Annotated in this window: 18 protein-coding genes and 2 pseudogenes; 5 read left to right on the top strand and 15 right to left on the bottom strand. The window is 41.7% G+C overall.

Annotation, left to right across the window (positions count from 1 at the left end):
* Window positions 1-118: 118 nt before the first annotated feature.
* A complete protein-coding gene (locus COJ96_RS11465; protein ID WP_098573161.1) occupies window positions 119-796 on the top strand; it encodes a cell wall hydrolase in 678 nt (225 codons plus the stop codon).
* A gap of 66 nt (window positions 797-862) precedes the next feature.
* Here the strand turns inward: COJ96_RS11465 and ypfJ are convergent, their stop codons facing one another.
* A complete protein-coding gene (gene ypfJ / locus COJ96_RS11460) occupies window positions 863-1,702 on the bottom strand; it encodes a KPN_02809 family neutral zinc metallopeptidase (protein ID WP_098573158.1) in 840 nt (279 codons plus the stop codon).
* A gap of 227 nt (window positions 1,703-1,929) precedes the next feature.
* Window positions 1,930-3,729 (bottom strand): S9 family peptidase, encoded by a 1,800-nt coding sequence (locus tag COJ96_RS11455; RefSeq protein ID WP_098573155.1) that lies wholly within the window; start codon window positions 3,727-3,729, stop codon window positions 1,930-1,932.
* A gap of 333 nt (window positions 3,730-4,062) precedes the next feature.
* On the opposite strand from COJ96_RS11455, the pseudogene COJ96_RS11450 reads away from it, so the two are divergent.
* The 3 genes and pseudogenes from COJ96_RS11450 to COJ96_RS11440 all read left to right on the top strand — a co-directional run bounded on the left by COJ96_RS11450 (window position 4,063) and on the right by COJ96_RS11440 (window position 7,141).
* Window positions 4,063-5,223: pseudogene (locus COJ96_RS11450) on the top strand (Gfo/Idh/MocA family protein).
* A 24-nt stretch (window positions 5,224-5,247) separates the two neighbouring features.
* On the top strand, window positions 5,248-5,985 hold the full coding sequence (locus COJ96_RS11445; RefSeq protein ID WP_098573152.1) for a ThuA domain-containing protein: 738 nt from the start codon (window positions 5,248-5,250) through the stop codon (window positions 5,983-5,985).
* A gap of 55 nt (window positions 5,986-6,040) precedes the next feature.
* Window positions 6,041-7,141 (top strand): Gfo/Idh/MocA family protein, encoded by a 1,101-nt coding sequence (locus tag COJ96_RS11440; RefSeq protein WP_180230079.1) that lies wholly within the window; start codon window positions 6,041-6,043, stop codon window positions 7,139-7,141.
* 127 nt (window positions 7,142-7,268) lie between these two features.
* Here the strand turns inward: COJ96_RS11440 and COJ96_RS11435 are convergent, their stop codons facing one another.
* From COJ96_RS11435 to COJ96_RS11420, 4 genes are all read right to left on the bottom strand, one after another.
* The gene (locus tag COJ96_RS11435) at window positions 7,269-8,840 is read right to left on the bottom strand and encodes a SagB family peptide dehydrogenase (RefSeq protein ID WP_098573149.1); all 1,572 of its coding nucleotides are present in this window, start codon (window positions 8,838-8,840) and stop codon (window positions 7,269-7,271) included.
* A gap of 23 nt (window positions 8,841-8,863) precedes the next feature.
* Window positions 8,864-10,813 carry a TOMM precursor leader peptide-binding protein gene (locus COJ96_RS11430; RefSeq protein WP_098573146.1) on the bottom strand — a complete coding sequence of 650 codons (1,950 nt, stop codon included), beginning with the start codon at window positions 10,811-10,813 and terminating at the stop codon, window positions 8,864-8,866.
* Window positions 10,810-12,774 carry a putative thiazole-containing bacteriocin maturation protein gene (locus tag COJ96_RS11425; protein ID WP_098573143.1) on the bottom strand — a complete coding sequence of 655 codons (1,965 nt, stop codon included), beginning with the start codon at window positions 12,772-12,774 and terminating at the stop codon, window positions 10,810-10,812. Before COJ96_RS11425 ends, COJ96_RS11430 begins: the two co-directional genes overlap by 4 nt.
* Before the next feature lie 159 nt (window positions 12,775-12,933).
* Window positions 12,934-13,245 (bottom strand): hypothetical protein, encoded by a 312-nt coding sequence (locus tag COJ96_RS11420; RefSeq protein ID WP_257148491.1) that lies wholly within the window; start codon window positions 13,243-13,245, stop codon window positions 12,934-12,936.
* 356 nt (window positions 13,246-13,601) lie between these two features.
* Here COJ96_RS11420 and COJ96_RS11415 point away from each other — a divergent pair, with 356 nt between their 5' ends.
* Entirely contained in the window at window positions 13,602-13,859 is a 258-nt protein-coding gene (locus COJ96_RS11415) for an HPr family phosphocarrier protein (protein WP_098573136.1), read from the top strand.
* 61 nt (window positions 13,860-13,920) lie between these two features.
* Here COJ96_RS11415 and COJ96_RS11410 read toward each other — a convergent pair whose 3' ends face one another.
* From COJ96_RS11410 to pcp, 9 genes and pseudogenes are all read right to left on the bottom strand, one after another.
* Window positions 13,921-14,616, bottom strand: coding sequence for a YoaK family protein (locus COJ96_RS11410; protein ID WP_098573133.1), 696 nt, complete (start codon window positions 14,614-14,616; stop codon window positions 13,921-13,923).
* A gap of 520 nt (window positions 14,617-15,136) precedes the next feature.
* Entirely contained in the window at window positions 15,137-15,307 is a 171-nt protein-coding gene (locus tag COJ96_RS28625) for a hypothetical protein (protein WP_180230078.1), read from the bottom strand.
* Between the two features lie 173 nt (window positions 15,308-15,480).
* Window positions 15,481-16,467: a Gfo/Idh/MocA family protein gene (locus COJ96_RS11405; protein WP_098573130.1), complete on the bottom strand. Its 987-nt coding sequence runs from the start codon at window positions 16,465-16,467 to the stop codon at window positions 15,481-15,483.
* Window positions 16,468-16,480: 13 nt separating this feature from the next.
* A pseudogene (locus COJ96_RS29590) lies at window positions 16,481-16,573 on the bottom strand (SEC-C metal-binding domain-containing protein); the annotation flags it as partial.
* A 1,232-nt stretch (window positions 16,574-17,805) separates the two neighbouring features.
* Complete coding sequence (locus COJ96_RS11395; RefSeq protein WP_098573124.1) at window positions 17,806-19,929, bottom strand: glycoside hydrolase family 3 protein; 2,124 nt, start codon at window positions 19,927-19,929, stop codon at window positions 17,806-17,808.
* Between the two features lie 383 nt (window positions 19,930-20,312).
* Window positions 20,313-21,512 carry an AraC family transcriptional regulator gene (locus COJ96_RS11385; RefSeq protein ID WP_098573118.1) on the bottom strand — a complete coding sequence of 400 codons (1,200 nt, stop codon included), beginning with the start codon at window positions 21,510-21,512 and terminating at the stop codon, window positions 20,313-20,315.
* 1 nt (window position 21,513) lies between these two features.
* Window positions 21,514-22,596 carry an LLM class flavin-dependent oxidoreductase gene (locus tag COJ96_RS11380; RefSeq protein WP_098573115.1) on the bottom strand — a complete coding sequence of 361 codons (1,083 nt, stop codon included), beginning with the start codon at window positions 22,594-22,596 and terminating at the stop codon, window positions 21,514-21,516.
* Between the two features lie 182 nt (window positions 22,597-22,778).
* Window positions 22,779-24,314 carry an NCS1 family nucleobase:cation symporter-1 gene (locus COJ96_RS11375; RefSeq protein WP_098573114.1) on the bottom strand — a complete coding sequence of 512 codons (1,536 nt, stop codon included), beginning with the start codon at window positions 24,312-24,314 and terminating at the stop codon, window positions 22,779-22,781.
* A 511-nt stretch (window positions 24,315-24,825) separates the two neighbouring features.
* Window positions 24,826-25,473: a pyroglutamyl-peptidase I gene (gene pcp / locus COJ96_RS11370; RefSeq protein ID WP_098573111.1), complete on the bottom strand. Its 648-nt coding sequence runs from the start codon at window positions 25,471-25,473 to the stop codon at window positions 24,826-24,828.
* Window positions 25,474-25,479 lie beyond the last annotated feature (6 nt).

Genomic DNA, 25,479 nt, shown 5'->3' with positions numbered 1-25,479 from the left:
TCAATTTTACCTGTAATGTTGTTCAACAAACTATAATGAAATGTAACAGTGGTGTTCTGTAATTCGTGTACTAGCACATGCTAAAGTATGTACATACGAATTTACAGGAGGTAGCAACATGAAAAACAATTCCATGAAGAAGTTAATTGTAGCTTGTGTAGCTACATTTGCAATTATAACGCTACAACATAATACGGCAGAGGCAATTACACAATCTCCACTTGTAAAAGAGGTTAACCCCTATGAACTTGGTAAAGAAAATGGATTAAATACAATTAATATAGAACAAGAGAATAATCGTCCCGAAAATTGGGTGGATCTAGAGAAAAAATTGGAAAATCCTATTCACCCAAAAGCAGCAGGAAAAAAGGCATCCAAACCTGATAAAAAAACGCCAAAAAAAGAAAAAGAGAAGCCAGCCGTTACCCTTTCTAATAAAGAGAAAGACTTATTTGCCCGATTAGTAAATGCTGAAGCAAAAGGTGAATCCTTTGAAGGAAAAGTAGCCGTTGCGACTGTCGTTTTAAACCGAGTTGATTCTCCTGATTTCCCAGATACAGTTACAGGTGTCATTAATCAAGTCGTCGGGGGTACCTATGCCTTTTCACCAGTTCAAAATGGTGAAATTAATAAGCCAGCCTCAGATGAATCGAAACGAGCCGTAGAAAAAGCACTAACCAGAAAAAACCGATTAAATAATTCCGTCTATTTCTATAACCCAGAAATTGCAGAAGATCAATGGATTCGTACGCGTACAGTTGTAAAGACGATCGGTGATCATGTTTTTGCAAAATAAAGTTTAAAAAGCCGTTGAATGACGGCTTTTTTGCTTATAAAAAATGGAACACACGGTTGACGCTATTTAAAGGTTTGCTGCATTAAAGGTATCTCCACCCTCGATGGTTCCATTTTTGAAGCCTTTAGTGAACCAGCGTTTTCTTTGCTCAGAAGTTCCGTGTGTAAAGCTTTCCGGCACCACATAGCCCTGCGATTTTTTCTGGATATTATCATCACCCACAGCACTTGCTGCATTCACTGCCTCTTCAAGGTCGCCTTTTTCTAAGTAGCCTTTCCCTTGCGCGTAGTGTGCCCATACCCCCGCCAAGTAATCAGCTTGCAATTCAAATCGAACCGAGTACTCATTAGAACGCTTCCGTGCCTGTGAAGCTTGATCTCCTGAATGCAAGAGGGTCTGGACATGGTGGCCTACTTCATGGGCAATGACGTACGCCATCGCAAAGTCCCCAGGCGCCTGGAATTTTTGTTTCAGTTCCTGATAAAAACTTAAGTCAATGTACAGTTTGTGGTCGCCAGGACAATAAAATGGTCCTACCGCTGAACTAGCTGATCCACAGGCAGACTGGACACTGCCGGTATACAAAACAAGCTTAGGATTCTCGTATTGCAGCCCTTTCTTCTTGAATTCATCTGACCACACATCCTCTGTATCAGCAAGAACGACAGAAACAAAGTCCGCTAATTCCTTCTCCCCAGCAGACTCTTGATAAGGTGCAGGAGCTTGTGAACCCGTATCAGAAGCTTGATTGCTGCCTAAAAGATCTCCTGGATTCCCTCCAAGCAGTGTAAAGAGAAGAACGATTATTATACTGCCGATCCCGCCTCCTATCACAGTCTTGCCACCCATTCCCATTCCTCTTCGATCCTCAACGTTTGAACTTTGCCGTCTTCCTTTCCATTTCATTTTTTTGCCTCCTTTAAAAAGCCAATTAACTTTGTTATACCCACAATATCGAAGATTAAAATCAGATACTTTTTGGAAATTGTTTACTAAACAGCCCTGTAAATACAAAACGGCCCCCGAATTACGGGAGCCGTTTTGTCTCTCACCTATTTCACTTCCATTTTAACTAGTTGTTTGCCGAATTTTCAGTACTGATCTAACGCAGTTTGGCCATTTATTTCTTATAGTTAGGATCCATTACCAATATAACGATCAAGAAACCTTACCATTTCCTTATAGGCAGTAATCTTATTTTTTTGTTTTATGATGGTATGCCCTTCGTCTTCGAAGCGAATAAAGTCAACAGCGTGATTTCGTTTCTTAAGTTTATCAACTATTTGCTCAGATTCTTTTATATGGACTCGCGGATCGCCTTTCCCGTGAATAACTAATAATGGGGTGGTAATTCGATCTGAAAAATTCAATGGATCAATCTGATCAAAAAATTCTCCGTCTCTTTCTATTGTTCCATATTCACTCTCCCTATGCTTCTTTCGCCATGGACTGGTTGTTTGAAGGAACGTTCTTAGGCTGGACATCCCCACAATATCAATAGCAGCTGCCCAAAGATGTGGATAGTGACTGATGGCAGCAAGCACCATAAACCCGCCATAGCTTCCACCCATGATTGCGATTTTTTTAGAATCTATATTCCCATGCACCTTTAGCCATTCCACTAAAAAAAGGAGATCCTTAACAGCGTCCATTCTTTTTCGAACATCATCCAAATGTGTATACCTTTTTCCATAACCTGTACTTCCCCGAATGTTTGGTGTACACACGGCATAACCCTGGTTTAGTAAATACTGCTGAATAGGATTGTATACTGCACGAGCTTGACTCTCCGGCCCGCCATGGATATAAATAACAACTGGGGGCTTTTCTGTGGAATCTTTCGGCCTAGAAAAAAAGGCAGGAACTTCGAGGTTATCAAAAGAGCGAAAAGAGATAAGTTCCGGCTCCACTAATTTATGTTCCAGTATAGGTGAACGGGAAACATATGTAAGCCTCTCCGCCTGAATAGTCTTTAAGTCAAGTTCCCATATATCTGAGGGATTTGCCGCTCCCTTAAACACATAGGCAAGTTTTTGGCTATCAGGGGAAAATTTCAGATTTGTAATGACTCCGATTGGAGTTTTCCACGTATACAGGTAACTACGGTTTATGTCTAAAAGTACCCCTCTGGAAGTTCCTCCCTCATTTATCGAATAAGCTAACAAATTTTTATCCTTATTCATAGTCAAATCCTCAAAATCCCACATTCCCTGCTCTAGCCATTCGAGTTGTTTGGTTTTTAAATTGATAAGAGCCAGCCCATAGAATTCTTTGTCTTTATTCGATAATACATACAGATGGTCCCCATCCTTATTAAAATGGGCGTCTCTAAAACTAGCTTCCCCTGTATGTTCTGTTAACCAATTGATATCCCCCGTTGAAAGGTCGATGATACCTAAATCATTATCTAAAGGGGAATTTAGCTTCTGAATCAAAATGGAATGACCGTCCGGAGACCATTTCACTGCTGAAAATACCCCATTTCCAGCATTCAAAAGACGAATATCCTTCGATTCCAAATTTTGAAGATAGATATCAAAAAAAGCTGGATTCCGGCGGTTACTCGACCAGGCAATCCATTTTCCATCGGGAGAGCTTCCGCCAAAACGGTGGATATGGTCTGGTGAGTTTGTCAGTTCAATTAGTTTTCCTTCTTCCTTAAGTAAGTACAATTGCTGATTTTCATTTCCGCCAACATCCATTCCAATAATCAAATTTGATTTTCCATTTAGATAGCTGATAAAAGTGATTCTTTCTTTTGTAAAGGAAGTTTGGACAGGCCATCCATCACTCCCTTCCCCTAGATTCAATTCCCACACTTGCGGCAAACCAGTATAATCCGCAATGAAACTAAGCTTGTGTCCAGTTGGTGCATATATTGGATTGTTGGCAAAACGAACATGCAAATACGGCTCTATATCAATGGTCGCCATAAACATCCCCCATCCAATTCATTCATTTTTGAAACACTCTGGTGAATATGAAAAAGAGTCATGTGAAGGATTCATAAATGAATTTATCCATTCGAAGGATCACTTAATTTTTCGTCAATCTATCCAATCAATTATATTTACAACCCATTCATATTATTCAGAGTTCCTATTGAATAGTAAGTGACTAAAAAATTGACCATGAAAAATAAACTCAAAGTAGAAAATTTAATAATTTTAATATTGACAATTGTTTGAAAAATAGAGAGAATGAACGCGGTTACCTATATTGAACGGGCCTCTTCACAACTGCTTACATAAGAAGGGAGATTAACTATGGAAACAATTAAAATCGGAATGGTCGGTTACAAATTTATGGGTAAGGCCCACAGTCATGCATACCGGGATCTTCCCCTTTTCTTTCCAAATACGACTCATCCTGAAATGAAAGTGATTTGTGGTCGTGACCAATAGGCTGTTGCTGTAGCAGCAAAGCAATTCGGCTGGGAGGAATATACAACTGATTGGAAAAGTCTTTTACAAAGAGATGATATCAATTTAATCGATATCAATGCACCAAGTGATGTACATAAAGAAATAACGATTGCTGCTGCCCAAGCTGGCAAACATGTTTTTTGTGAAAAACCGTTAGCGCTTACACTTAAGGATTCTAGAGAAATGCTTGAAGTCGTTGAGGCCGCTGGGGTTAAACATATGGTTGGCTTTAATTACCGCTTTGCCCCTGCTGTCATGCTGGCTAAAAAGCTTCTTGACAAAGGGAAGTTAGGAGAAATCTATCATTTCCGCGCTTGGTTTTTGCAAGATTGGCTGGTTGACCCCAACTTCCCGCTCGCCTGGAGACTTCAGAAAGATATCGCCGGTTCAGGTTCTCATGGAGATCTTGGAGCCCATCTGATCGACCTGGCACACTACCTCATTGGTGATATGAACGAGGTCATTGGAATGAATAATACGTTTATCAAGGAAAGACCACTTCCTGCTCAGATGACTGGCTTATCTGCGAAGGGAAGCGAGAGTGCTGAAAAAGGCGAGGTCACAGTTGATGATGCAACTCTATTCCTAGCACGGTTCGCAAACGGTGCTTTAGGAAGCTTTGAAGCTACACGATTTGCCACTGGACATCGCTGCAAGAATTCCTTTGAAATTAACGGCAGTAAAGGCAGTGTCATCTTCGACTTTGAACGCATGAATGAGCTTCAGGTCTATTTCACGGATGATAGAGATGATGTTCAAGGCTTCCGCCGGGTATTAGCGACAGACCCTTCCCACGCTTATGCGCAGAACTGGTGGCCTCCAGGTCATACGATTGGTTATGAACATACGTTTATTCACGAAATGGTTGAGTTAATGGAGGCTATCCGTGAAGATCGGCAGCCGGTTCCAAATTTCCGAGATGGCGTCAAATGTCAAGAAGTTTTGGAAGCGGTTGATTTGTCAATCGAAAAACGCCAATGGATCCGTATTTCTGACTTCTAAAAATCGAAAGGGAGTGCTTCCATCATGAAGAAAAAGGCATTGATTGTATGGGGCGGATGGGATGGCCATCAACCAGAGCAAGTGGCAGAAATTTTTAAAGGCATCCTTGAGGAAGAAAACTTTGAGGTAGAGGTTTCCAATACACTTGAGACTTATGGAGATTCTGAAAAGCTAAAAAACCTGGATTTAATCATCCCCCACTGGACGATGGGTACTATTGAACAAAAGTATGTTCAAAATATATCCGAAGCTGTTATTCAAGGTGTGGGGTTAGCGGGATGCCACGGAGGGATGTGTGACTCTTTCCGTAATAATGTAGACTGGCAATTTATGACCGGCGGAAATTGGGTCGCTCATCCTGGAAATGACGGTGTGGAATACATGGTAAATATCAAACATTCGACCAGTCCGCTCTTTGAGGGGATGGCTGATTTTAAAGTTGTCAGCGAGCAATATTACCTTCATTATGATCCTGCTGTGGAAGTGTTAGCTACTACTCGCTTCCCTATTGTTAATGGTCCTCATGCTGCCAATAAACCAGTTGAAATGCCTGTGGTTTGGACAAAACGCTGGGGCCAGGGAAATGTATTCTATAGTTCATTAGGCCACCAAGCGAACATTATCGCCATGCCAGAGGTTTCCCTTATTATGCGGCGAGGATTTCTGTGGGCTGCTAAAGGAAAGAAACGGTCGGAAGAATTAGGTCCAACCTCAATTTATGGTAATGCAGGGATGTACACAGGAATGGGCGACAGCCAGTAATAAGCAGCCACTTGAACTTTCGGAGACCAAAATGATTAAAATGGAGGACCTAATCGTGAAAAAGCTTAAAATCGGTATCATTGGATGCGGAAATATTAGTTCTATTTATATGGAAAATTGTCCGAAGTTCCCGCACCTTGAACTTGTTGCCTGTGCAGACCTAGATGAAAAACGTGCCCAAGCTCAAGCTGGAAAATTTGGTATTCCAAAAGCATGTTCCGTCGAAGAGCTGCTTTCTGATCCAGGGATTGAACTCGTCATTAATTTAACAATACCAAAAGCGCATGCGTCTGTTTCCCTCCAAGCCCTTGAAGCAGGAAAGCATGTCTATTCAGAAAAACCACTTGCGATCACTCGCGAAGAAGGTAAACAAATGTTAGAAGCAGCTAAAAGGAAAAACCTACTCGTCGGAAGTGCACCAGACACTTTCTTAGGTGCTGGTATTCAAACAGCGATTCATTTAATTGAACAAGGTGAAATTGGTGTCCCTGTTGGTGCTTCGGCCTTCATGATTTGCCGCGGACATGAACATTGGCATCCTGATCCTGCCTTCTACTACGATATCGGCGGTGGACCAATGTTTGATATGGGACCCTATTATTTAACAGCTTTAGTCGCTCTATTAGGTCCAATCAAACGAATTTCCGGTTCTGCTCGTATTAGTTATCCAGAACGAACGGTTAGGAGTAAACCTAAAGAAGGAACGAAGATTGTCGTCTCTACCCCTACACATCTATCAGGTGTAATGGATTTTGCCTCAGGTGTCATCGGAACGATAACAACAAGCTTTGATGCCTTTGGAGGAACATCCCTGCCGCCTATCGAAATCTATGGAAGTCAAGGTACGATTCTTGTTCCTGATCCAAATACGTTTGGGGGCCCTGTTCGTATAAGAAAAAGTGACGAAAAAGAATTTTCGGAGGTCCCGCTGTCTTATGGATTTGCCCAAAACAGCAGAGGGCTTGGTGTCTCTGATATGGCAAAAGCTATCCTTGAAGGCGGTAATTATCGAGCAAACGGCGAATTAGCGTACCATGTTTTAGAAGCGATGCACGGACTGCTTGAATCATCGGAAAAGGGAACACATTATATCATGGAAAGCACCTGTGCCAGACCGGAATCCGAGTCAAAGGTATTACAGTTTGCAAAGGAATAATTCTGATTACTTTACCCCCTTATATGATTCTATTTCGAAAAATAAGAGTCTCCTTTTGAATGGGGAGACTCTTTTCTGTTCTCTGTGATCAGGTATTTTTGTATGGGACAAATTTAACCTATTAATCCTAACTTTGCAAGCTTCCTTTTAACCATGGACGTTGTCGATAGGGGCCAATTGGAATTTGGATGAGACTGGTTATTCCATGTGGTTCCATTTTGTAAATTTTATCACTTAAGTTTGCATCAAACCCGAGGAGTGGATGCCCTCCCATTCCGAGGGCTGACGCCGTTAACAGTAATCGTTGCACGAGCATACCAGCTTCCATTTGTTGAATGCGGTATCCTCTGTATCCCAGTGCTGTTCCGAAAGATTCCCTGTCTCCTGCCACATGCAGGCAGAGCGGTACTTGGAGCAAATTAACATTGTCTAAAGACATTCCGGATTGCAACTGGAGCCGATAATCTCCAAGCTGTACCTTTCGCAACTCATGAGCAGTGCTGTCATAATAATAGGCTCCATTTGGAATACCTTCAACGTTATATAAACATCCATACAAGGAAACACGAGGCTCGTTCTTCCAATATGCTCCATCCAAATCATTTCGATACGAGAACGAAGCGGTCGCTTCCTGCATTAGTGCAGCTAGTTGAGTTTGACTCACCTTTCCCAAAACAAAATCCATATCTGGTGAAAATCTCTTTTGACAGACTGACACCAGATCATAAGATAGCTGGTTCACGTGAGGCAGACTTTCCGCTTGACCGTCAAAATTCAAACTCTCCTTCGCCTCCATGAGCTGAAACATTTGCGTTGAATCCAGCAAGGACGCTTCATTCATCTTAGTTAACATCGGATACTCTTTGACCCTTTGTGACCGGACGTAATGACGGGGCTGAATCGCTGTCAACTCTCGGCACAATTCTGAGGCAGTGACTTCTATTTTACCCCCATTAGTAGACCAGATAGTCGGTTCAACTGAAAGCGGAATAACCGCATAAACACTTTCCTCCTGTTCGGAAAGCCCAATTAGATGGTTTATGGCTCGATCAAGAAACTGGAAGTAAACACCCGTTGCAAAGCCAAAGCGTTTTGATACCTCCAGTAGCTGTCCTATCACCACGCCGGCATCCAACCCTTGCAGACGGTAAGAAAAGTTATTGTATTTAAAGAAATTTTTCCAAAACATAGTCGACACAAATACTGTACCAAAGCAGGCAGATACATCATTACGATTACCAAGAGCGCGGGCTATATATGAATCAAAATTTCCTTCTCGCAACAAAACCAAGCGGTGATGAGCCGCATCATAATGGTACATCCCAACAGGCAAATCCTTTATCTTAAGATAAACATATAATTCGTTTGGATATAGTGCCCCTCCGGAAGGAGCGAACCGCCGAAACGACTGTACTAGGTTCGCTGTCTTAGCTGTGGGATCCGAGGGAAAGACTGTTTGGCTAACTTGAGTAAGGCCATAAACAAACCAGAGAAAATGACCAATTTTGCGAAGATTAGGATTAGTGGGCCGTTCTTGCTCCTCAAGTGTCAGCGGTACTTCAAGAGAAAATGGTACCTCTGGCAGGCCGCGGTAAAGCTTATAAGGGAGTGGCGCATCTTCCCAATCCACTTTCCAATTGGGTACGCTTGCCTTATCAATGTCAAAATGTAGATTAAGCAAAAACTCCTTTAGACTCATCCTCCTTGCCTCCTAGTCTCCGCTTATGGAAACGGATGCGGATGTGGGTTTAGTTGTTCAAGTGTCAACGGTTGTTTTGAATATCCAAGTTCCATCGGTACCTGGAGCACCCGCTCTAGCCCAGTTACGCGGGTAAGATGTTGTCCAAATGTCATCGGAAGCATTCCCGGAATCAGCACCTTCACGCAAAATAGCCCATTCCGTTTCAATTCTGGTGCCGTCTGGTCTACCACAATCACATCAAGATTTAATTGACGAAAAACATGAAGAATGTCTTGTAAATCATCTGTAAGGTCTGAATGCCTTGACTTCCATTTAAATTCCTCTGCAAATGTTCTTAATGGACGATTATCTTCAAGTAAAAAATCCAGCCGCTTTTCCGCTTGCGGCAAACCGTACAACATGCCATGATCATCCATCTGCTGCACCAGAGATGAATCATGCAGCATTCGGCTATACTCTACCCGGTTCGATTCCAATTTCTCATCTAGCGTTAACATCATTCCAGCCAACTCATGAACCGCACTTTTAACAGCCCTTACCGGGTCAAGATGTGCGCCAGCTGCACAGATAAGATTCAATCCCTTTTCTTTCCTGTTTTTAGCAATCGCACAAATACTCGGAATTCCGTGCTCCATCGTCGAATTATACAAATACAAATCATATCCCGCGACTGCCCGCATACGTTCGATCATCAACTGCAATTCTTGGTCGTCAGCAGAAGATGGGTCAAGTCTCGGCAGTTTCAGCTGCGCGTACCAGGTCATTAGAAATGAATCCCGCTCCACCACTTCCATAATTCCATAGAAAATAGCCTCTTCCAAACTCCCCCCTAACGCGCATCCATTGGAAGTTTCATAGACAAATCCACGCTGCCCGCATCCCAGGCTATAATAGGCAAGCAGCTCAGGCACAAGTATTGGACGCTCTTCCAAAAACGAATGGCCCCATACCCAATTCATTGGCCGTTCAGGATTAAACGGTTGATAGGGAAAACCATGCCGCTTATACTGTCCCTCTGCATGTACACCTACTTTCATAGGATTGAGTGCTTTATTTTGCAAATTACGGAAACTATTAAAAACGACTGTACGTTTCCCGCGTGGCTCTAGACCGCAGTACCGCTCCAGTCCTTCTAAAATGGCAGTCAACTCACTTACCTCATATGAATTTGTCCTGCCTGCCGTTCCCTCATCCCCGTCGAACAAAGGAAGATTTACACTAACATCGGCAAAGGGTGGCACTAAATTAACCATTTTACCATTCAAAAGGCCAGTTCGATGATCTAAATAGTCTTTAGTTAAAACTTTATTCAGCTCTTCCAACGAACGGCAGCGGTAACTGTCAGGGCTGATTTTCGGACTTGGCTGCAATGAAATCCGGGCAGCCTCCTCCGAATCGTCGGGTAATTGGCTGCAAATCGGACACACCGGGTCAGGCAGAAAAGAATGCCAAGAACTCGATAATGTTTTCAAATTGATTATACATACCTGGCCGTCCGAAAGAGCATAATCACCCTGTAGAATTCGTTTAACCTCCGCCCTGAGTTGGTATGCCAGTTGCAAGAGTCCTGTGTTCGATACAAATCCTTCAGGCTGAATACCTCTGTACTCCTTCAGCCTTTGTTGAATCCCCCACATCTCTTTTCGGTCGCGTCCAGCCATGAGACGTCTCAAATCCGCGCACTGAGAACATCCCGGTGTCCCTGGTCGAACTAGCGGCCCCACCACACCCTCTCCAAATGATACGAAGCCCCTCAGCCAAGGCGTCCCTGTTCGTCGAAACATCTCTTCTGCCTTTTGATGAACAGAAGGATTCCAGGCATCCTGCACTACCAGAGCCAAATCAGTTTTTTTCGGTACAACCGCCTCGAATTCGGTCTGGCGAACTACATGGTAATGGGCGAAAAGTTCTTCGCATACAATGTCTGCCGCCACCCCTTCTCCTATAACCAAAACGACAGCAGCGCTCAACTAAATTCCTCCTCTCGAAGCAACACGCCGAACACACCAGCCAAACCTTCTTTTAAAAATGGTTCAATTTCTTGTTCAAATACCGAAAGCCGCTTATGATTTTGTTTCAAGACATCCATAGCGGACCGCAAGTTCTCGGATTGTATCCACTCTTCATAAGCAGGGATGACAAGGCTTTGCGACACCTTTTTTTCCAGATGAAAGGACGATACATCAAATGCTCTAGCTAGGGAGCCGCCTTCCGGGTTTTGTACTTTGCTAAGAGCTTGTTGTAACGCCTTACGTAACGCCATTGTTATATTCAAATCTACACTGCGATACCATCCGTCACTCGTACTGACCCAAACCACAGGGAAACCGGACACTTCATCTCCTAACCCGATATGCGGTGCTCCCTGTATCGTAGTTAGCGCCTGCAAATAAAACCGGCAGCGTTCATCCTCCACAGCACTCAACTGGACCAGGGAGACTTTTATTCTCTGATTACGCTGTTGAATGTTCAATTCTTTGTCCAAACACTTTTGCAGCCCACGGCAAACACCTTCCGCAAATGTTTCTCCCGCACCAACTCCTACAAATTCCTCCCATTCTAGTAATCTACCCTCAACTTTCTGATTTGGAAGTAGATTTGTACCGCTCAAATCGATCATTCGTGAAACATATGCTTCAATCCCCGCCAGACCAGCTTCCCTGCGTGCCTCTTCATGTGTCAGACCTGAACAGACAATCTCACTTAACAGCTCAGCAGGTCCCTCCGATAACGGGTCCACTGCCTGAACACGACACTGAGCTAGCGGCAGCTGCTTTAATTCCTCCTCCCCCCATCGATGGAAAATCCCAGTCTCTTTTGATGTCAACTGGTAGAAGTATAGAAGCAATTCACTTTGCTGAACAGTGTTTAATCCCTGTTCAAGCCGGCTATTAAAATCTTCAACCCATTTCGCCGATATTCGTCCAATCACCAAAGGATGAGGCATAAACGAATGCCAGTTTCCTTCCAACGTATCAAGATCAAGCAAGAAGAATTGATTCTGTTGTTCCTGTTCAGTTACTCCTGTAACCTCCTTAAATAATTCAAATACAATCACATTGGCTAACATTGCTCCTGCTGTCGAAGAATATGCCGATAATTGTTGATCTTTGAAAAGCACAGATTGGTGCAAGCGGCGCCAAGCAGACTCCCAACATGCCTCAGAGTCTGGTTTTACTAACGGACCTGCAATACCCACTTGTTGTATGCAAATAGCAGGGAGTAAAAGCTTCTTTTCTTCCCTGCAAACCGTATGAAGAAGTCGCAGTTCCTCTAGATTTCCCTCCTGTGACACAAACAAAATCGAATCAAACGGCTGCACACTCTCCCGCCAAGAGCTTACTCTATCTTCCTTTAATTTGACCTCTTCTACCTCCACCTCAGGGTCTGATTTACGGGCATGTGCCACTAATTCCAACAACCGCCGTCTATTAGTCGGTACGGTGTCGGTGATTATCAGTTTGAACTTGGGCAATCCGGATTCAATCAAAGAAGAAACCAACGAAACCAAAAAGGGACCAGAGCCAACTGCCAACACTTTGGCCTGACGATAGGTTTGAAAACGATACGCCCCCGAATTAACAAAACTGTCCACAAATTCAATTTGTGCAGCATGCTTTTTAAGAACATAATCCTCCAATTGATGCGGATGGTCTTGACTTACATCTCTGACAAACCCATTTCGATACAGCACTTCTGCAATTTCATACACCCGATCCCGATATGGTCCAGGTAATCCTTCAGTTAAATTTCCCAACGTATACTCCCCGTTGAACATTGGAATTAGCTTCTCAACCCATTGCTCGATTGTACTGCCTTCCATACGAAAGGAGCTTATATTGTTCCGGAAATACACACCTCTGTTTGAATCGGGGAGAAAAAACGTATCCCTTTTCACTTTCAGTCGCATAGAAGGGTTCAAACTTGTCATTTCGTTCCTCCTTAGCCTTAACTTTTCTCCAAACTGTATGATGACTTCACTATAATTCTATGTAACGCAATTTGTCCCATATGTCTAAACTAATAGAGAAGAGCCTTTACAAAGCTCTTCTCATTAACCGACCAGTTTTACATTGGAAAAAGAGAGCGATTAACCTCCGCAGCGATGGCCTCCACCGCAATTATGGCCGCCGCAACGATGCCCGCCGCCACAATTAGAGCAATGCGAACAATTAAAGCAACTAGAGCAGCGGAAACAACTAAAGCAATTAAAGCAGTTAAAACAGCTAAAGCAACTAAAACAACTAAAACAACGGCCAATACCACCAATACCGCCTATACCACCAACACCACCAATACCGCCTATACCGCCAAAACCACCAATTCGAGACTGATCAAGATAGTATTGGTTTGGGTCAAAAGGAACTGCCTGACTCGCTTGGAAGTCGCCAACATTTAACATTTGGAGTTCATTTTGTAAGGGATTCATTTTCATACCTCCATCTATTTAATATCAATAATTTGTGTTAGTACATAAAACTTCAAGTACTCTCTTCATCAAAATATGACCTATGGCTGGGTATTGCTACTGATTCAGAAGCCCATATTATTGGGACATTCCTAATACTTTGCCTAAAATGTTGATTAAACTAACGGATTAGGGGTATTCAAAAGGAGGATTAAACCTGTTGTCAGGAGGACTACCACAAAGAATGGCCCATAATGAATTAATCAGAGCATTTTTTATGAGCTAGTTTCATACATAAAGAAAAGTGCATAATTTAGAATTTTTACAAAAGCGCACTAGGGAGGGAAATCATGATACAACAAACAGTGACTATCAACAGAAATGCAGGTTTATATGCTCAGCCGGTCAATCAATTAGTTCAAAATGCTTCTCGATTTAATGCGGATATCTTTCTAACATACAAGGGACGAAAGGTGAATGTAAAATCGGTCCTCGGCGTGTTATCTTTAGCGATTCCTAAACAAGCAGAAATTATCTTAGAAGTTTCAGGGGACGATGAAATTGAAGCACTGAGAGAGGTTATTCATACATTGGAAATGCTAGAGTAGAAAGATCTGAATAGAAAAGCAGAGGCTGGATCCAATTTGGGTTCCAGCCTCCTCCAAAAAACTATTTAAACGTTAAGGACTTGCTTACATATCCCCGGTCCCGATGATACAAAATAAGCGCGACTACTAAGATGCCCGAAGCAATCCAGATTGATGTGTTCCCTATGAAGGTGGTGGAAAATGTCCCGGTTAATGCACCAAATAAAAATGAGATAATAATTGCAAAGAATTCTTTGAATTGTTTTTTTGCTTCTTCATTATGTTCTTTTAAAGCCAAATAGGCTGCTTGTGTAGCCGTCCGAAGATTTCCTGTTGTCATTGTTGAATTGTAAACCCACTTGTCGAGTTTATTGAAAGTGGAAATTTGTAAAGACGAGACAAACGCTATACATACAGTTACCACGATATTCGGTATACTGCTTGGTAATAGACCGACAATAATTAAAACTAAGCACTCCAAGATAAGAATAGACCTTCTATAGCTATGCAGGACATGTCTTATCCGGGGAATTTTAGCAATTTCTGAGACCAAAACACCTAAAATAAAAGCCAGAATTGGGGGGATATAAAGCAAGGCTCCGTGCCATTCCCTGTTTGCTGCTTTAACAGCGAGGAGGACCAAATTTCCTGTTTGGGCATTGGCAAATACTCCATCTCTGCTAATAAACGTGTAGGCATCTAAAAAACCTCCAACCACCGCTAACAACATGCCTAAATAAAATGAGTTGGACGATAACGAAGGGATTTTATCTTTCATTTTATGTTCTCCTTGTTCCGATTTGTTGCTTGAATAGTATTTCCTAAATCCTGATTTTCTTAAAATATCATGTATTTGGATGAAAAAGTTACCTCATTTTTGACAATAAAAGAAAATTATTTAAAAACACGGGAAATTGAGTTTAAATTTATATGATTTTCCAATTCTATAGTTATAGGATTGGATGGTTTTAGATTTACTGGGCGAATATTTGCATTTTATGAGCAAATTCTAGCATCTATTGAGCGAATTCTCCCCTTCAATGAGCGAATAGCGAAATCTCTCTCAAAGAATCCTAGTTCTATCAGCGAATTTCCACGTCAAATCAGCGAAGTCGATATTTAGTGAAATCCCCAAAAAAAGGACCAACCTCATTAGTTAGCCCCTGGTTTCACAATCCAATATTATTGTTATTGATTATTTCTCATCCAATCGATTAGTTCTGCAATTGCGTCTTCAAAATCCACTGCTGCCGTCCCGTCTTCAGGTTAAAAATCAATAAAAAAACGCCTAAAGGCGCTTAATAATTGCACTTTGGACAAGGTTGAAAGCGGTCTTTACCATGTCCGCATTGTCTGCAATTGTCTGAGTATTTTTTCCCATTTTTACATTTCCATTGTTCATACGTAATGCCATGTGAATCTTTATCGTTTAAGTACTTGATATAATCATTCCCATAAGGATAGATCATCAACATCACCTCCAGTGCTCACTACCAATGTATGCGCTTACATACATGAAAAACACTGGAAAAATAAATAAAAGTACCTGTGTCATTTTTCATATGTACAAAAATACAGCATGGTTAAAACCATGCTGCATTCAATGAGTCTATATCCTTTTCAACAATAGTTCATTACTAGTTTAGTAATAATTCCTCACCATTTCTCCCATGACCCAGTTCGTTCTCGCACCTGAAACCCCTGTACTTGGGCACTGGGAGCCACCAGTTGTTAAGTCTGCAACAATTGTTTCAACAAGTGGTTGATGAACGTGCTGTGGCCGTTCGAAACTCCACTGTTCTGTTCCGCCAGCTGTCGTCAAAACGATGGGCTCGTTTCCGAAGGTGGAAAAGCTGATTTTCCCTTCGCTCCCCACGATTTCATTCAAATCGACATCTTCAAAAGCCGTGAAACACCAATTTCCTACGCCATGGATCCCAGATTCAAACTTATATGTACCCGTTACAATATCCTCCGCCGAATAATACCCAGCTTGATTGGAAGCTAAACCTTGAACGGAAGTAATCGGTCCAAGCAGAAAATCTAAAAGATCAAGCGTATGGCTGGCTAAATCAAAAAAAAGTCCCCCACCGGCCAATTCGGGTTGTACCCTCCAAGGAAGATGTTGCGGATCCCACACGTCTTCAGAAGCCTTTTGATATTGGGTAGACGATACAAAACGGACCTCTCCAATCGCACCGTCTTCCAATAACTCTTTAATTTTTAAAAATCGCTCTTGTGCCCTGCGATAATACGCCACATATAAGGGCACGCCAGCTTCCTCACAAGCCGCAATCATTTCTTGGCATTCAGCATAATTGCGAGCCATTGGCTTTTCTACATAAACAAGTTTCCCTGCCTTTGCTGCCTTGATGGTATATTCTTTATGTGGTCCTGGCGGTGTGGCAATATAAATTGCATTGACCTCAGGATCGTTAATGAGTTCATCGGCATTATCGTACCATTTGGGGACACCATGCCGTTTTGCATAATCCTCGGCAAGCTCCCCTGATCTCCTCATAACCGCTACCAATTCTGAATGATTGATTTTTTTGAAAGCTGGGCCGCTTTTCACTTCCGTTACGTCACCGCATCCAATAATTCCCCAACGAACCTTATCCAACTTCATCCTGCATCTCTCCTTATTTGCCACAGCACTTTTTATATTTTTTACCGCTCCCACATAGGCATGGATCATTTCGGCCAACTTTATTTTCCTTTTGAATTGGACTGCTTTGGGGATTGCCCCCCCGATTGCTAGCATTTCTGAAATCAATTTCTCTTGCAAGTGCGGCAAGTTTCCAATCCAATAGTTCCGGGTGTGACTCGCCTAAAATGGAATAATACCCATAAACAGTCTGTTCAATATCAACTAGGCTAGAGAAGTATTCATTTTTCATATGATTACTTATTACAGGTAATGCTTTTCGAGATAGCTGATGACAGAGGGCTTCAATCAGCATATCTTGTTCATCTAGTTCATCTAGTTCATCTGTCCCCCGATAAGCTTTTATTAAAGCTTGTACTGCCCGGTCAGATTTAATATTTTCAACAACGGAACTCGCATAAATAATCGAATCGGAATTTTTTAAATATGGTTCTACCGCCTGCACAACATCATCCGATTGAAAACCAATTAATGCGGCTGAAACCTCTTCTAACAAGATATCATCATCACGGTCCAACAATCTAGCTAAGAGGGGGATATGCTTTTCTAGTTTCAGTATTCCAATCATATATACAGCCAAGATACCATGAAACGAAAACCATTTTTCGTTTAATTCCTCTTGCAAAATTTCCTCGATATCCTCTTCTGTGATCCAGCCATTTTGAACGATACAGGCAGCAAGTTTTTTCGCTTCAATAAATTGTGAATGTTCATACGTTTTGGCTTTGTCGAGAGCATTGATTCTTTGTGCAAATTCTTCCCAAACTTCTTCCTCATCCCCATTTACAATCAGTTCAGCTAAAGACCAATGCTCTTCATTAAGATATTTCTGGAGCGGTTCTTTATATTTGAGGCTTAGCATGGGTTCGATCCGTTCTAATAACTTCACTGCCAAGTGGATTTGGGTCTTATCCATCTTTGGGATATTCTCTAACAGAAGCTTGACACCCTCTTCATTGATCTTCATGTTATCAATGTAAATTAGTATCGACGATTGCTTGTCCTCGTTCGTAAACGCTTCCTTCAATAATCTTAACGTCCATTCTTCAGGAACGTTTGGATAATCGTGTAAGGCATGAAGCACTATTTCTTGAATTAAGATATCCTGGCTAATTACATGTGGTTCTATTTTTTCTAAAAAAGTCATCGTATCCGTCCTTTAACCATCTTTATTCTCCTTAGTATTATAATTGATTTTAGCAGCATCACCAAAAGAAAACCTTAATGGAGCAATCAAAATACAAAAACTCGCCGCAAATCTTTTTGGGCGAGTTTCTGATTTATAATTGTTTTACTATCTTAAAATGTTAATCCATGACCAAGCTTATAAATATTACCATCACTATCTTTATAAGCGTACCGGAGACCTTCCGGCATATACTTATCCTTGTCATAGCCCGGTACATCATTTCTTGACACACAATTACCTTCTTCATCAACCGCAATGACGGCTTCACTCGCTGGCAATGTTAACGGTAAAACACCTACTGGTCGGCTATTACCTGCCATAACCTCATACTGTGCCTTAAAGTAGGTATCGTAACCCGCGATTAGAACATCTGCTAAAGGCTCAACGTTTCCAAGGATCCATGGCAAAATGACATTCACACTCATAATCACTTTTCCGCCGCGGATATGGATACTGTCTGCCACTTCTTTAAGATGGGCCATTCCACTTAAGGTGGTTTCCTGATAGGTAGTACCATCTAATGCCGTTTCTGTCTTATCTTCGCAGATTTCAAGTTCTAACAATCCTGGGGTTGCATTGAAATATGCTCCAGATTTGGGACTTAAGAAGAGAATAGCAATGTCAGCTTCTTCATAGTTATCCGTCAAGATAAATTGACCAAGCTCCTGACATTCCTTTCTTGCATTTTCCGTATAAGCTGCAGCCCGCTCTGGTTCTTTGTGGAAAACTTCCACATAAACTTTCTTAGTACCAAGCATATCAGCTGTTAAAGGTAAGGTCCGGTTTGTATTTTTTAGAACGGTTACTGATTTTTTATGAGCCTCATATGCGGCTTCCCAGCTAGCAGGATTACTAACTACTGTAGCAGCATTCTCTGGTGAAACATAGGTACGATCATCAAATAATCCTAACGCAAACATTTCAGTAAGCAGTCTTACATTTGCTTCATTAATCCGCTCTTCACTAATCCAGCCATTTTCAATCGCTTTTTTAAGGTTTTCAATATCGTTCGTATCAGAAATAAGATCTGTACCCGCATTAATTGCTTTTGCAAAACGTTCCGCCTCGCTTAAGGTTTCAACGCCCCAGCTCATTTTACTTGTGACTCCGCTGTCACTATTGATATAGCCTTTGAAGCCTAATTTTTCTCTAAGGATTGAATTTAAGAAATAATCATTAAAGGTAAAACCAACCTCTTCGAATGGAATGCTTTCACCTTCGAATTCTTGTACTGCACTTTTCTTGATGCTAGGGATCGAATAATATGGCATCATCGATGAAGTCCCATGCTCTACTGCTGCTCTAAACGGAGGCATATGATACTTTTCTAAGCTTCCAGGTGTTGGGTATAGGTTCCATTTCCCCTCTTCATAATGTGGGTCAAATCCATTTTCCCTTGGTCCACCACCGGGAAAATGCTTAGTAGTCATTGCGATACTATGGTTTCCAATGCCCTTCCCCTGAAAGCCGTCAATTATGCGGCCGATGGCATCCGAGATAAATTCCGGGTCTTCCCCGAAGGTACCATAGATCCGCTGCCATCTCGGGTCCGTAACAGTATCCGCCATGTACATATATCCTTTTCTTAACCCAACAGCATCCCACTCATCATGGGCGATTTCGGCAAAATGGCTAAAAAGGGAGGCATCGCCGCCATTTTTTATATCGCCTTTAGCTGCTGCTGCAAGTCCTAACGTTCCTGGCCAAGTAGAAAAAATCCCAGCTGCATCATTCATCCCAAAAATGAATTCTGTGTTTTCGTTTCTGGAATTCGATGCGATTAAGCAAGGAATACCCAGACGTGTTCCCTCACATACTTCATTCATGGTATTGACCCACTCGGCCATTTGAGCCGGGCTCCAGTTATCTCTGAGAATGAAGTGGCGCAGATGCATGTTCTCAATCGTATGCGTTGTACCATATACTTTTGCCAAAGCAAAAATAGTTTCGCCCTTTTCAACAATACCTTCATCTAACACGCCATCATGACTTGTTTTACTCTTATCTTTTTGAGTAAGTCCCATTTGACGCGTATTTATAAGCATCATTCCGACCTTTTCGTCGATATTCATTAATGAAACTAGATTCTCCGCACGTTCCTTCGGGCTTAAGCGCCAGTCCTTATATGGTTCTAGTTTCCCACTATTATTTAAATCTTTAAATTTTAATCCATCCACTTCAATGATGTTCTTGACTCTTACTTCTAAAATCGGCTGTTTATGGTTTTCTTTCATTTTAATGCCTCCTAAACTTGTAAGCACTAGTAATAGTAAGTACAACTTCATCTTAGCAATTTCAGGCCATATTCACACACACTATTGATATTTTTTATATAATATTGTGCTTTTAATGATATTTTTTAATTCGCCATTTCGCCTAAAATAAAGGCTGTGTTAAACTAGTCTGTTGATTTCCGTTCCAGGCACTTCGCTTTCCGCGGGCGTGCCGGGGAGCCTCCTCAGCGCTTTTAGCGCCTGCGGGGTCTCCCCTGCCCCGTACTCCCGCAGGAGTCTTCGTGCCTTCCACTCCAATCAACAGAGTTCCAAAATCAACATTATTCTTTAACACAGCCAAAATAAAAAAAGGACATGAATTTATCATGCCCCACCTTTTCTTTCTATTTGCAATCTCTATACTCTGTAGCCGTCATACCTTTTACTTCTTTAAATACTTTACAAAAGTAATTATAGCTGCTAAAGCCGACTTGAATACCAATATCTGTAATAGATAACCGACCTTGTTCAATAAGAAATATTGCCTCTTTTATCCGCTTATTATGAATATAATCAATCACACTAATCTTCAATTCTTCTTTAAATCTCCTGGCAAGATAGGATCGATTAAAACCGATTTCATCTGCAATAGATTGTACATTGATCGATTCTTTAAAGTAGACATTTATATACATTAACGCTTTTTTGACAACAGTACTATATCCTTTAACTGCAAAATTTTTAACCGCATCACAATATTCTTCCACCATACTGAAATTTATTGCATCTAAATCGGACATCGTCACAGCTGCCTCAATTTTAAATGCGAATTTTTCCGATATAGCATGTAAATATTGAGGTTCGACCCCTCCTTTAGCTGCAGCCAGCCGATTCATTGTATTACTTGAAAAGCTAAGATTTTTTTTCGCCCGTAAAGGATTCCCTGGAACTCTATAGGAAAAGTCACCCGTAAAATCAATCAATGCTTTCAGTGCAGAATCTTTATCCCCAATTTCGATAAAATGTAAAAATTTCTTTTCAGCGGCATATCTGAGCTTCACCTCCATACCATCTTGATCATAATCCAGAGGCTGTACCTCCGGTTGATTATGCTCATTATGATTTGGAGCCGTAACAAATTGGGAGTCAACTCGCGGATTCATTAATAGATTCACTAATAGATCACCAATTGCTAAGTAGGATTGTCCCAAATATGGCAATGATTTATAAAACTTCTCAAAGGGTTTACCCCAATTATTTTCAAGCCGATTTTCTCTGATAACACTCCAGATAAAATGGTCAGTGATCTTTTCTAACATGAAAGGTCCGACGATAACCATTCCATGAAATTGTTCATCCATGTGCAGGGCCGCTGCCAAATACGAAAGTTGGAAAGAATCTGTATGAAAACAAAAACTATTTTTATTGGCTGCTTCTAATGCATTTTTAAGATCCAAATAGATTTTCTTGCGTGCCTCCACAAATATGAGGGGGTCACTATCATCAGATATATGTAAAATGGTTTGAAATTGATGATCAATGACTTGTACATCTATTTGAAAAGCATTCTTAATTAGCCAGCATTTACTTTGAAGTTCATCCACTTTAATCACCTTTCAGATTCATTGGATTCACATGATCGTTTTCAGCTTCCCATCTCCCTATTTCATTTCTAACGATAGGAGCAACTTCTTTTCCTAATAGTTCGATGGCTTTCATTACATCATTATGGGGCATGGAACCAACAGGACAGTGAAGCATAAACCGTGTGATTCCAACATTCTTCCCTAGGTGGATGATTTTCTCGGCTACTGTTTTCGAATCCCCTACGTACAATGCTCCTTCCAAACTGCGAGCCGCATCAAAGCTCGAACGGTCATACATCCCCCATCCGCGCTCGCGTCCTAATTTATTCATAACCTGCTGGGTGGAAGGGAAAAACTTCTCAGCTGCTATTTCGCTCGTTTCCGCAATGAAACCGTGCGAGTGCGAGGCAACCGTTAGTTTAGACACATCATGACCAGCGTGAACGGCTGCTTTCTTATAAAGTCTTACAAGTGGCTCAAATTGCAACGGGCGCCCGCCGATAATGGCTAGAACGAGTGGCAACCCCAGCAGACCTGCTCGAATCACAGAATCACGGTTGCCTCCACTTCCAATCCAAACAGGCAAAGGATCTTGAACCGGCCTAGGGTACACACCGAGATTTTGGATAGCTGGTCGATGGCCGCCATCCCAGGTCACTTTCTCCGACTCTCGTATTTTTAATAATAGCTCTAGCTTCTGATCGAATAATTCATCATAGTCTTTTAAATCATAGCCAAACAGCGGAAACGACTCAATAAAAGAGCCTCTGCCTGCCATAATCTCGGCCCGGCCATTTGAAATTGCATCAAGTGTTGCAAAATCCTGAAAAACTCGGACCGGATCGGCGGAAGAAAGAACCGTTACTGCACTGGTTAATCGGATTCGATTGGTTTGTGAAGCGGCAGCAGCCAACACAACGGCAGGAGAAGAGGCAGCAAAATCCTCGCGATGATGCTCACCGACACCAAAAACATCGAGTCCAACCTGATCTGCAAGGACAATTTCCTCTACCACTTCACGGATTCGTTGCGCATGACTAATTACCTTCCAGGTTTTCACATCTGGCGTGGTCTCGACAAACGTGCTCACACCTATTTCCATAAAGAATCTCCTCCTATTAAGCTAAGGCCGCTTATGGCCTGAGTATATTTAAATGTAATTTAAGAAATACCAAGCGTAATTATCCTACATTTCCCGATATATTTCAAAATAATCGGATTTTTACTATTAAGAAGTAAAACAAAAATGAGTGTCAGGCATAAAGGTGCCTGACACTCATTTTTTTAATAAAAGAATTCTGTTTCATTATGTGCAACTGAATCTGCTTTATTACCAGGAGTTGACGATTTGAATGCTGTAATCTTTTCATATTCCCCTGGTTTTAGGACACTTTGATCCCCTCTCATTAAGTAGGTGTAAGCGATAATCGAGATAAATAATCCGAATGTCCAGGCATTTTCCCACAAAAAGCGAAGACCTGGGATGAGAAGTCCAAGTACAGGAACAGCGACACCAATTATCAGGGCGTAAACACCGTTTTTATTAAAACCGGATGTATAACTATAGCGGCCGTTTACATCATATAGTTCGTTAAGGGCCATTTGCCGCTTGCGAACAAGCCAGTAATCCGCAATGGCAATTCCATCAATCGGACCAAGTAAAGCACCGTACGTTCCCAACCAGCCAAAAATATAGTTTCCAAAGTTCTCCATGATATACCAAGGCTGCATTAAGATTGCAAAGATTCCAGTGATTATTGCCCCTATGCCAAAGGTAATTCGTCTTGGATTTAGATTTTCAATGGCACGGGCCGGTGCAACAATGTTTGCCCCGACATTAATCGTTAAGGACGCAATGACAATGATTAATGTTCCCAAAAAGATAACGAATGGCGGGAATTTTGCAAGCAATTGAACGGGATCCCAGAGTGCAGTCCCGAAAATAACTACGGTCGCAGATGTGACTGCAATTCCAATAAAGGAGAAGATACTCATGGTAAGTGGAAGAGAGAAACTTTGAGCCAACATTTGTGATTTTTGACTTTTCGCATAGCGGCAAAAGTCAGGAATATTCAAGGCAAGTGTTGCCCAAAAGGCAATGACACCGGTTAATGCAGGAAAAAATACTTTTAAAAATGCCCCTGTGGTCGTGAACTTTGATGGCGTGTCCAGGATTGGCCCCCAGCCTCCTGCATTCGTAAATGCCCAGATAAAAAGAATTATAGCAGAGATACCTACAATCGGTGTGGCAATTAAGCCAAGGACTTTCATCGCTTGAGGTCCTTTATAAGCAACAACTACATTTAATCCCCAAAACAAAGCAAATACAATCGCCGTATGTCCTGGGATGTTTCTCCAAGCGGCAAATGATGCCGATAAAAGTGTGTCAATCGCACCTGTACCAATCCAGGTGTTAATCCCAAACCACCCAGCAGCAACAATCGCTCTAGCTAAAGCCGGGATATGGGCACCTTTTGAGCCAAACCATAAACGAGCAAATACCGGATAGGGAATGCCAAACTTTGTACCAGCGTGGGAATTTAATAAAATAGGGATAAGAACAATGACATTTCCAAGAAAAATCGTTCCAATTGCCTGCCACCAATTCATTCCTAACGAAATCAAGCCACTAGCCATCGTATAAGCAGGAATACACAAGCACATACCAATCCATAAAGTAGCAAAGTTCAGCCCTTTCCATGAATGTTCCTTCATAGTCGTGGGGCGCAGGTCATCATTCCACATTTCACTGTTACTTAAACCATTAGCTGCTTCAGGCGTCAGGGTAACAATACCATTTTGTTCAATTTGCGTTTTCAACAAATTTCCCCCTTATTGGTTATTTAACATGCTTTTCTAGTGAAACAATGATGTGTAAATTCAATTGAACGAATATTTAAAAAATTCACAGCGGATTTTACTATCTCCCCATAACATCCCCCCTCTATCCTTCAACTCCTGCCAGCAGGGTCCTATTTGCCGTCCCTATGGTTGAGGCAAAGCAAAAGGTTAAAAACCTACTTCTCTACCTTATATTATATCTCTCTAATTCTTCCTGTCATTGGACAAATAGTAGTATGATTTAGGTTAATTTTTTTATGTTATGTAAAGTGTGAATCAAGGATTAGATATTTCTTCCTGAATAGATTCCATACCATATAGAGGATTATAATCAGGAGAACAGAATCTGTCCTCCATTGCGTATGAAATCCTTACATTATTTCTTTATTATTGGCTGTGTTAAACTGGTTCTGTTGATTTTCGTTCCAGGCACTTCGCTTTCCACAACAGAGTGCCAAAATCAATATTAACCTTTAACACAGCCTTATAATTAGCTAATCTCCCCGCCAACTGCTGCAATATCTTGCTCATTTAAAATTACAGCTTCAATGGATAATTCCAGACCCTTTACAATTAATTCTAGACTCATGCTTGGTTGACCGGGGTTACGGACAATTTGTTCAGGGATAAAGGGAATATGGATAAAGCCGCCTCGGATGTCTTTGCGGCTAGTTTCAATAAGATTCATCAACCCATAAAAAATATGATTGCAGACGAATGTTCCAGCTGTGTTTGAAACGGAAGCAGGAATTCCGTTCTCCGTCATCTTTTTCACCATAGCCTTGACTGGCAATTTAGAGAAATAAGCTGTTGGTCCCCCCGGGACAATCTCTTTATCAATTGGCTGTTTATTCTCGTTATCTGGGATTCTGGCGTCGTCTACATTAATTGCCACACGTTCAGGCGTGATTGTGGCACGCCCCCCTGCTTGGCCGACACAAATGACTATATCTGGATTTAGTTCAGCGATCGCTTCTTTAAGACTAGTAATCGCTTTGCCAAAAACCGTGGGGATTTCTCTTGTGATCACTTCGCAGCCTGCAATTTCTTTTCCTTGTAATAACTTTACCGCTTCATGCGCAGGATTAACGGGCTCTCCTCCAAATGGGTCAAAGCCAGTAATAAGTATCTTTTTCATCGTCAT

Origin of the sequence: Bacillus sp. AFS073361, assembly GCF_002567005.1 — a bacterium.
Classification (GTDB): Bacteria; Bacillota; Bacilli; order Bacillales; family Cytobacillaceae; genus Neobacillus.
The sequence above is the reverse complement of the archived record's forward strand: the minus strand, read 5'-3'. Positions and strand labels throughout refer to the sequence as shown.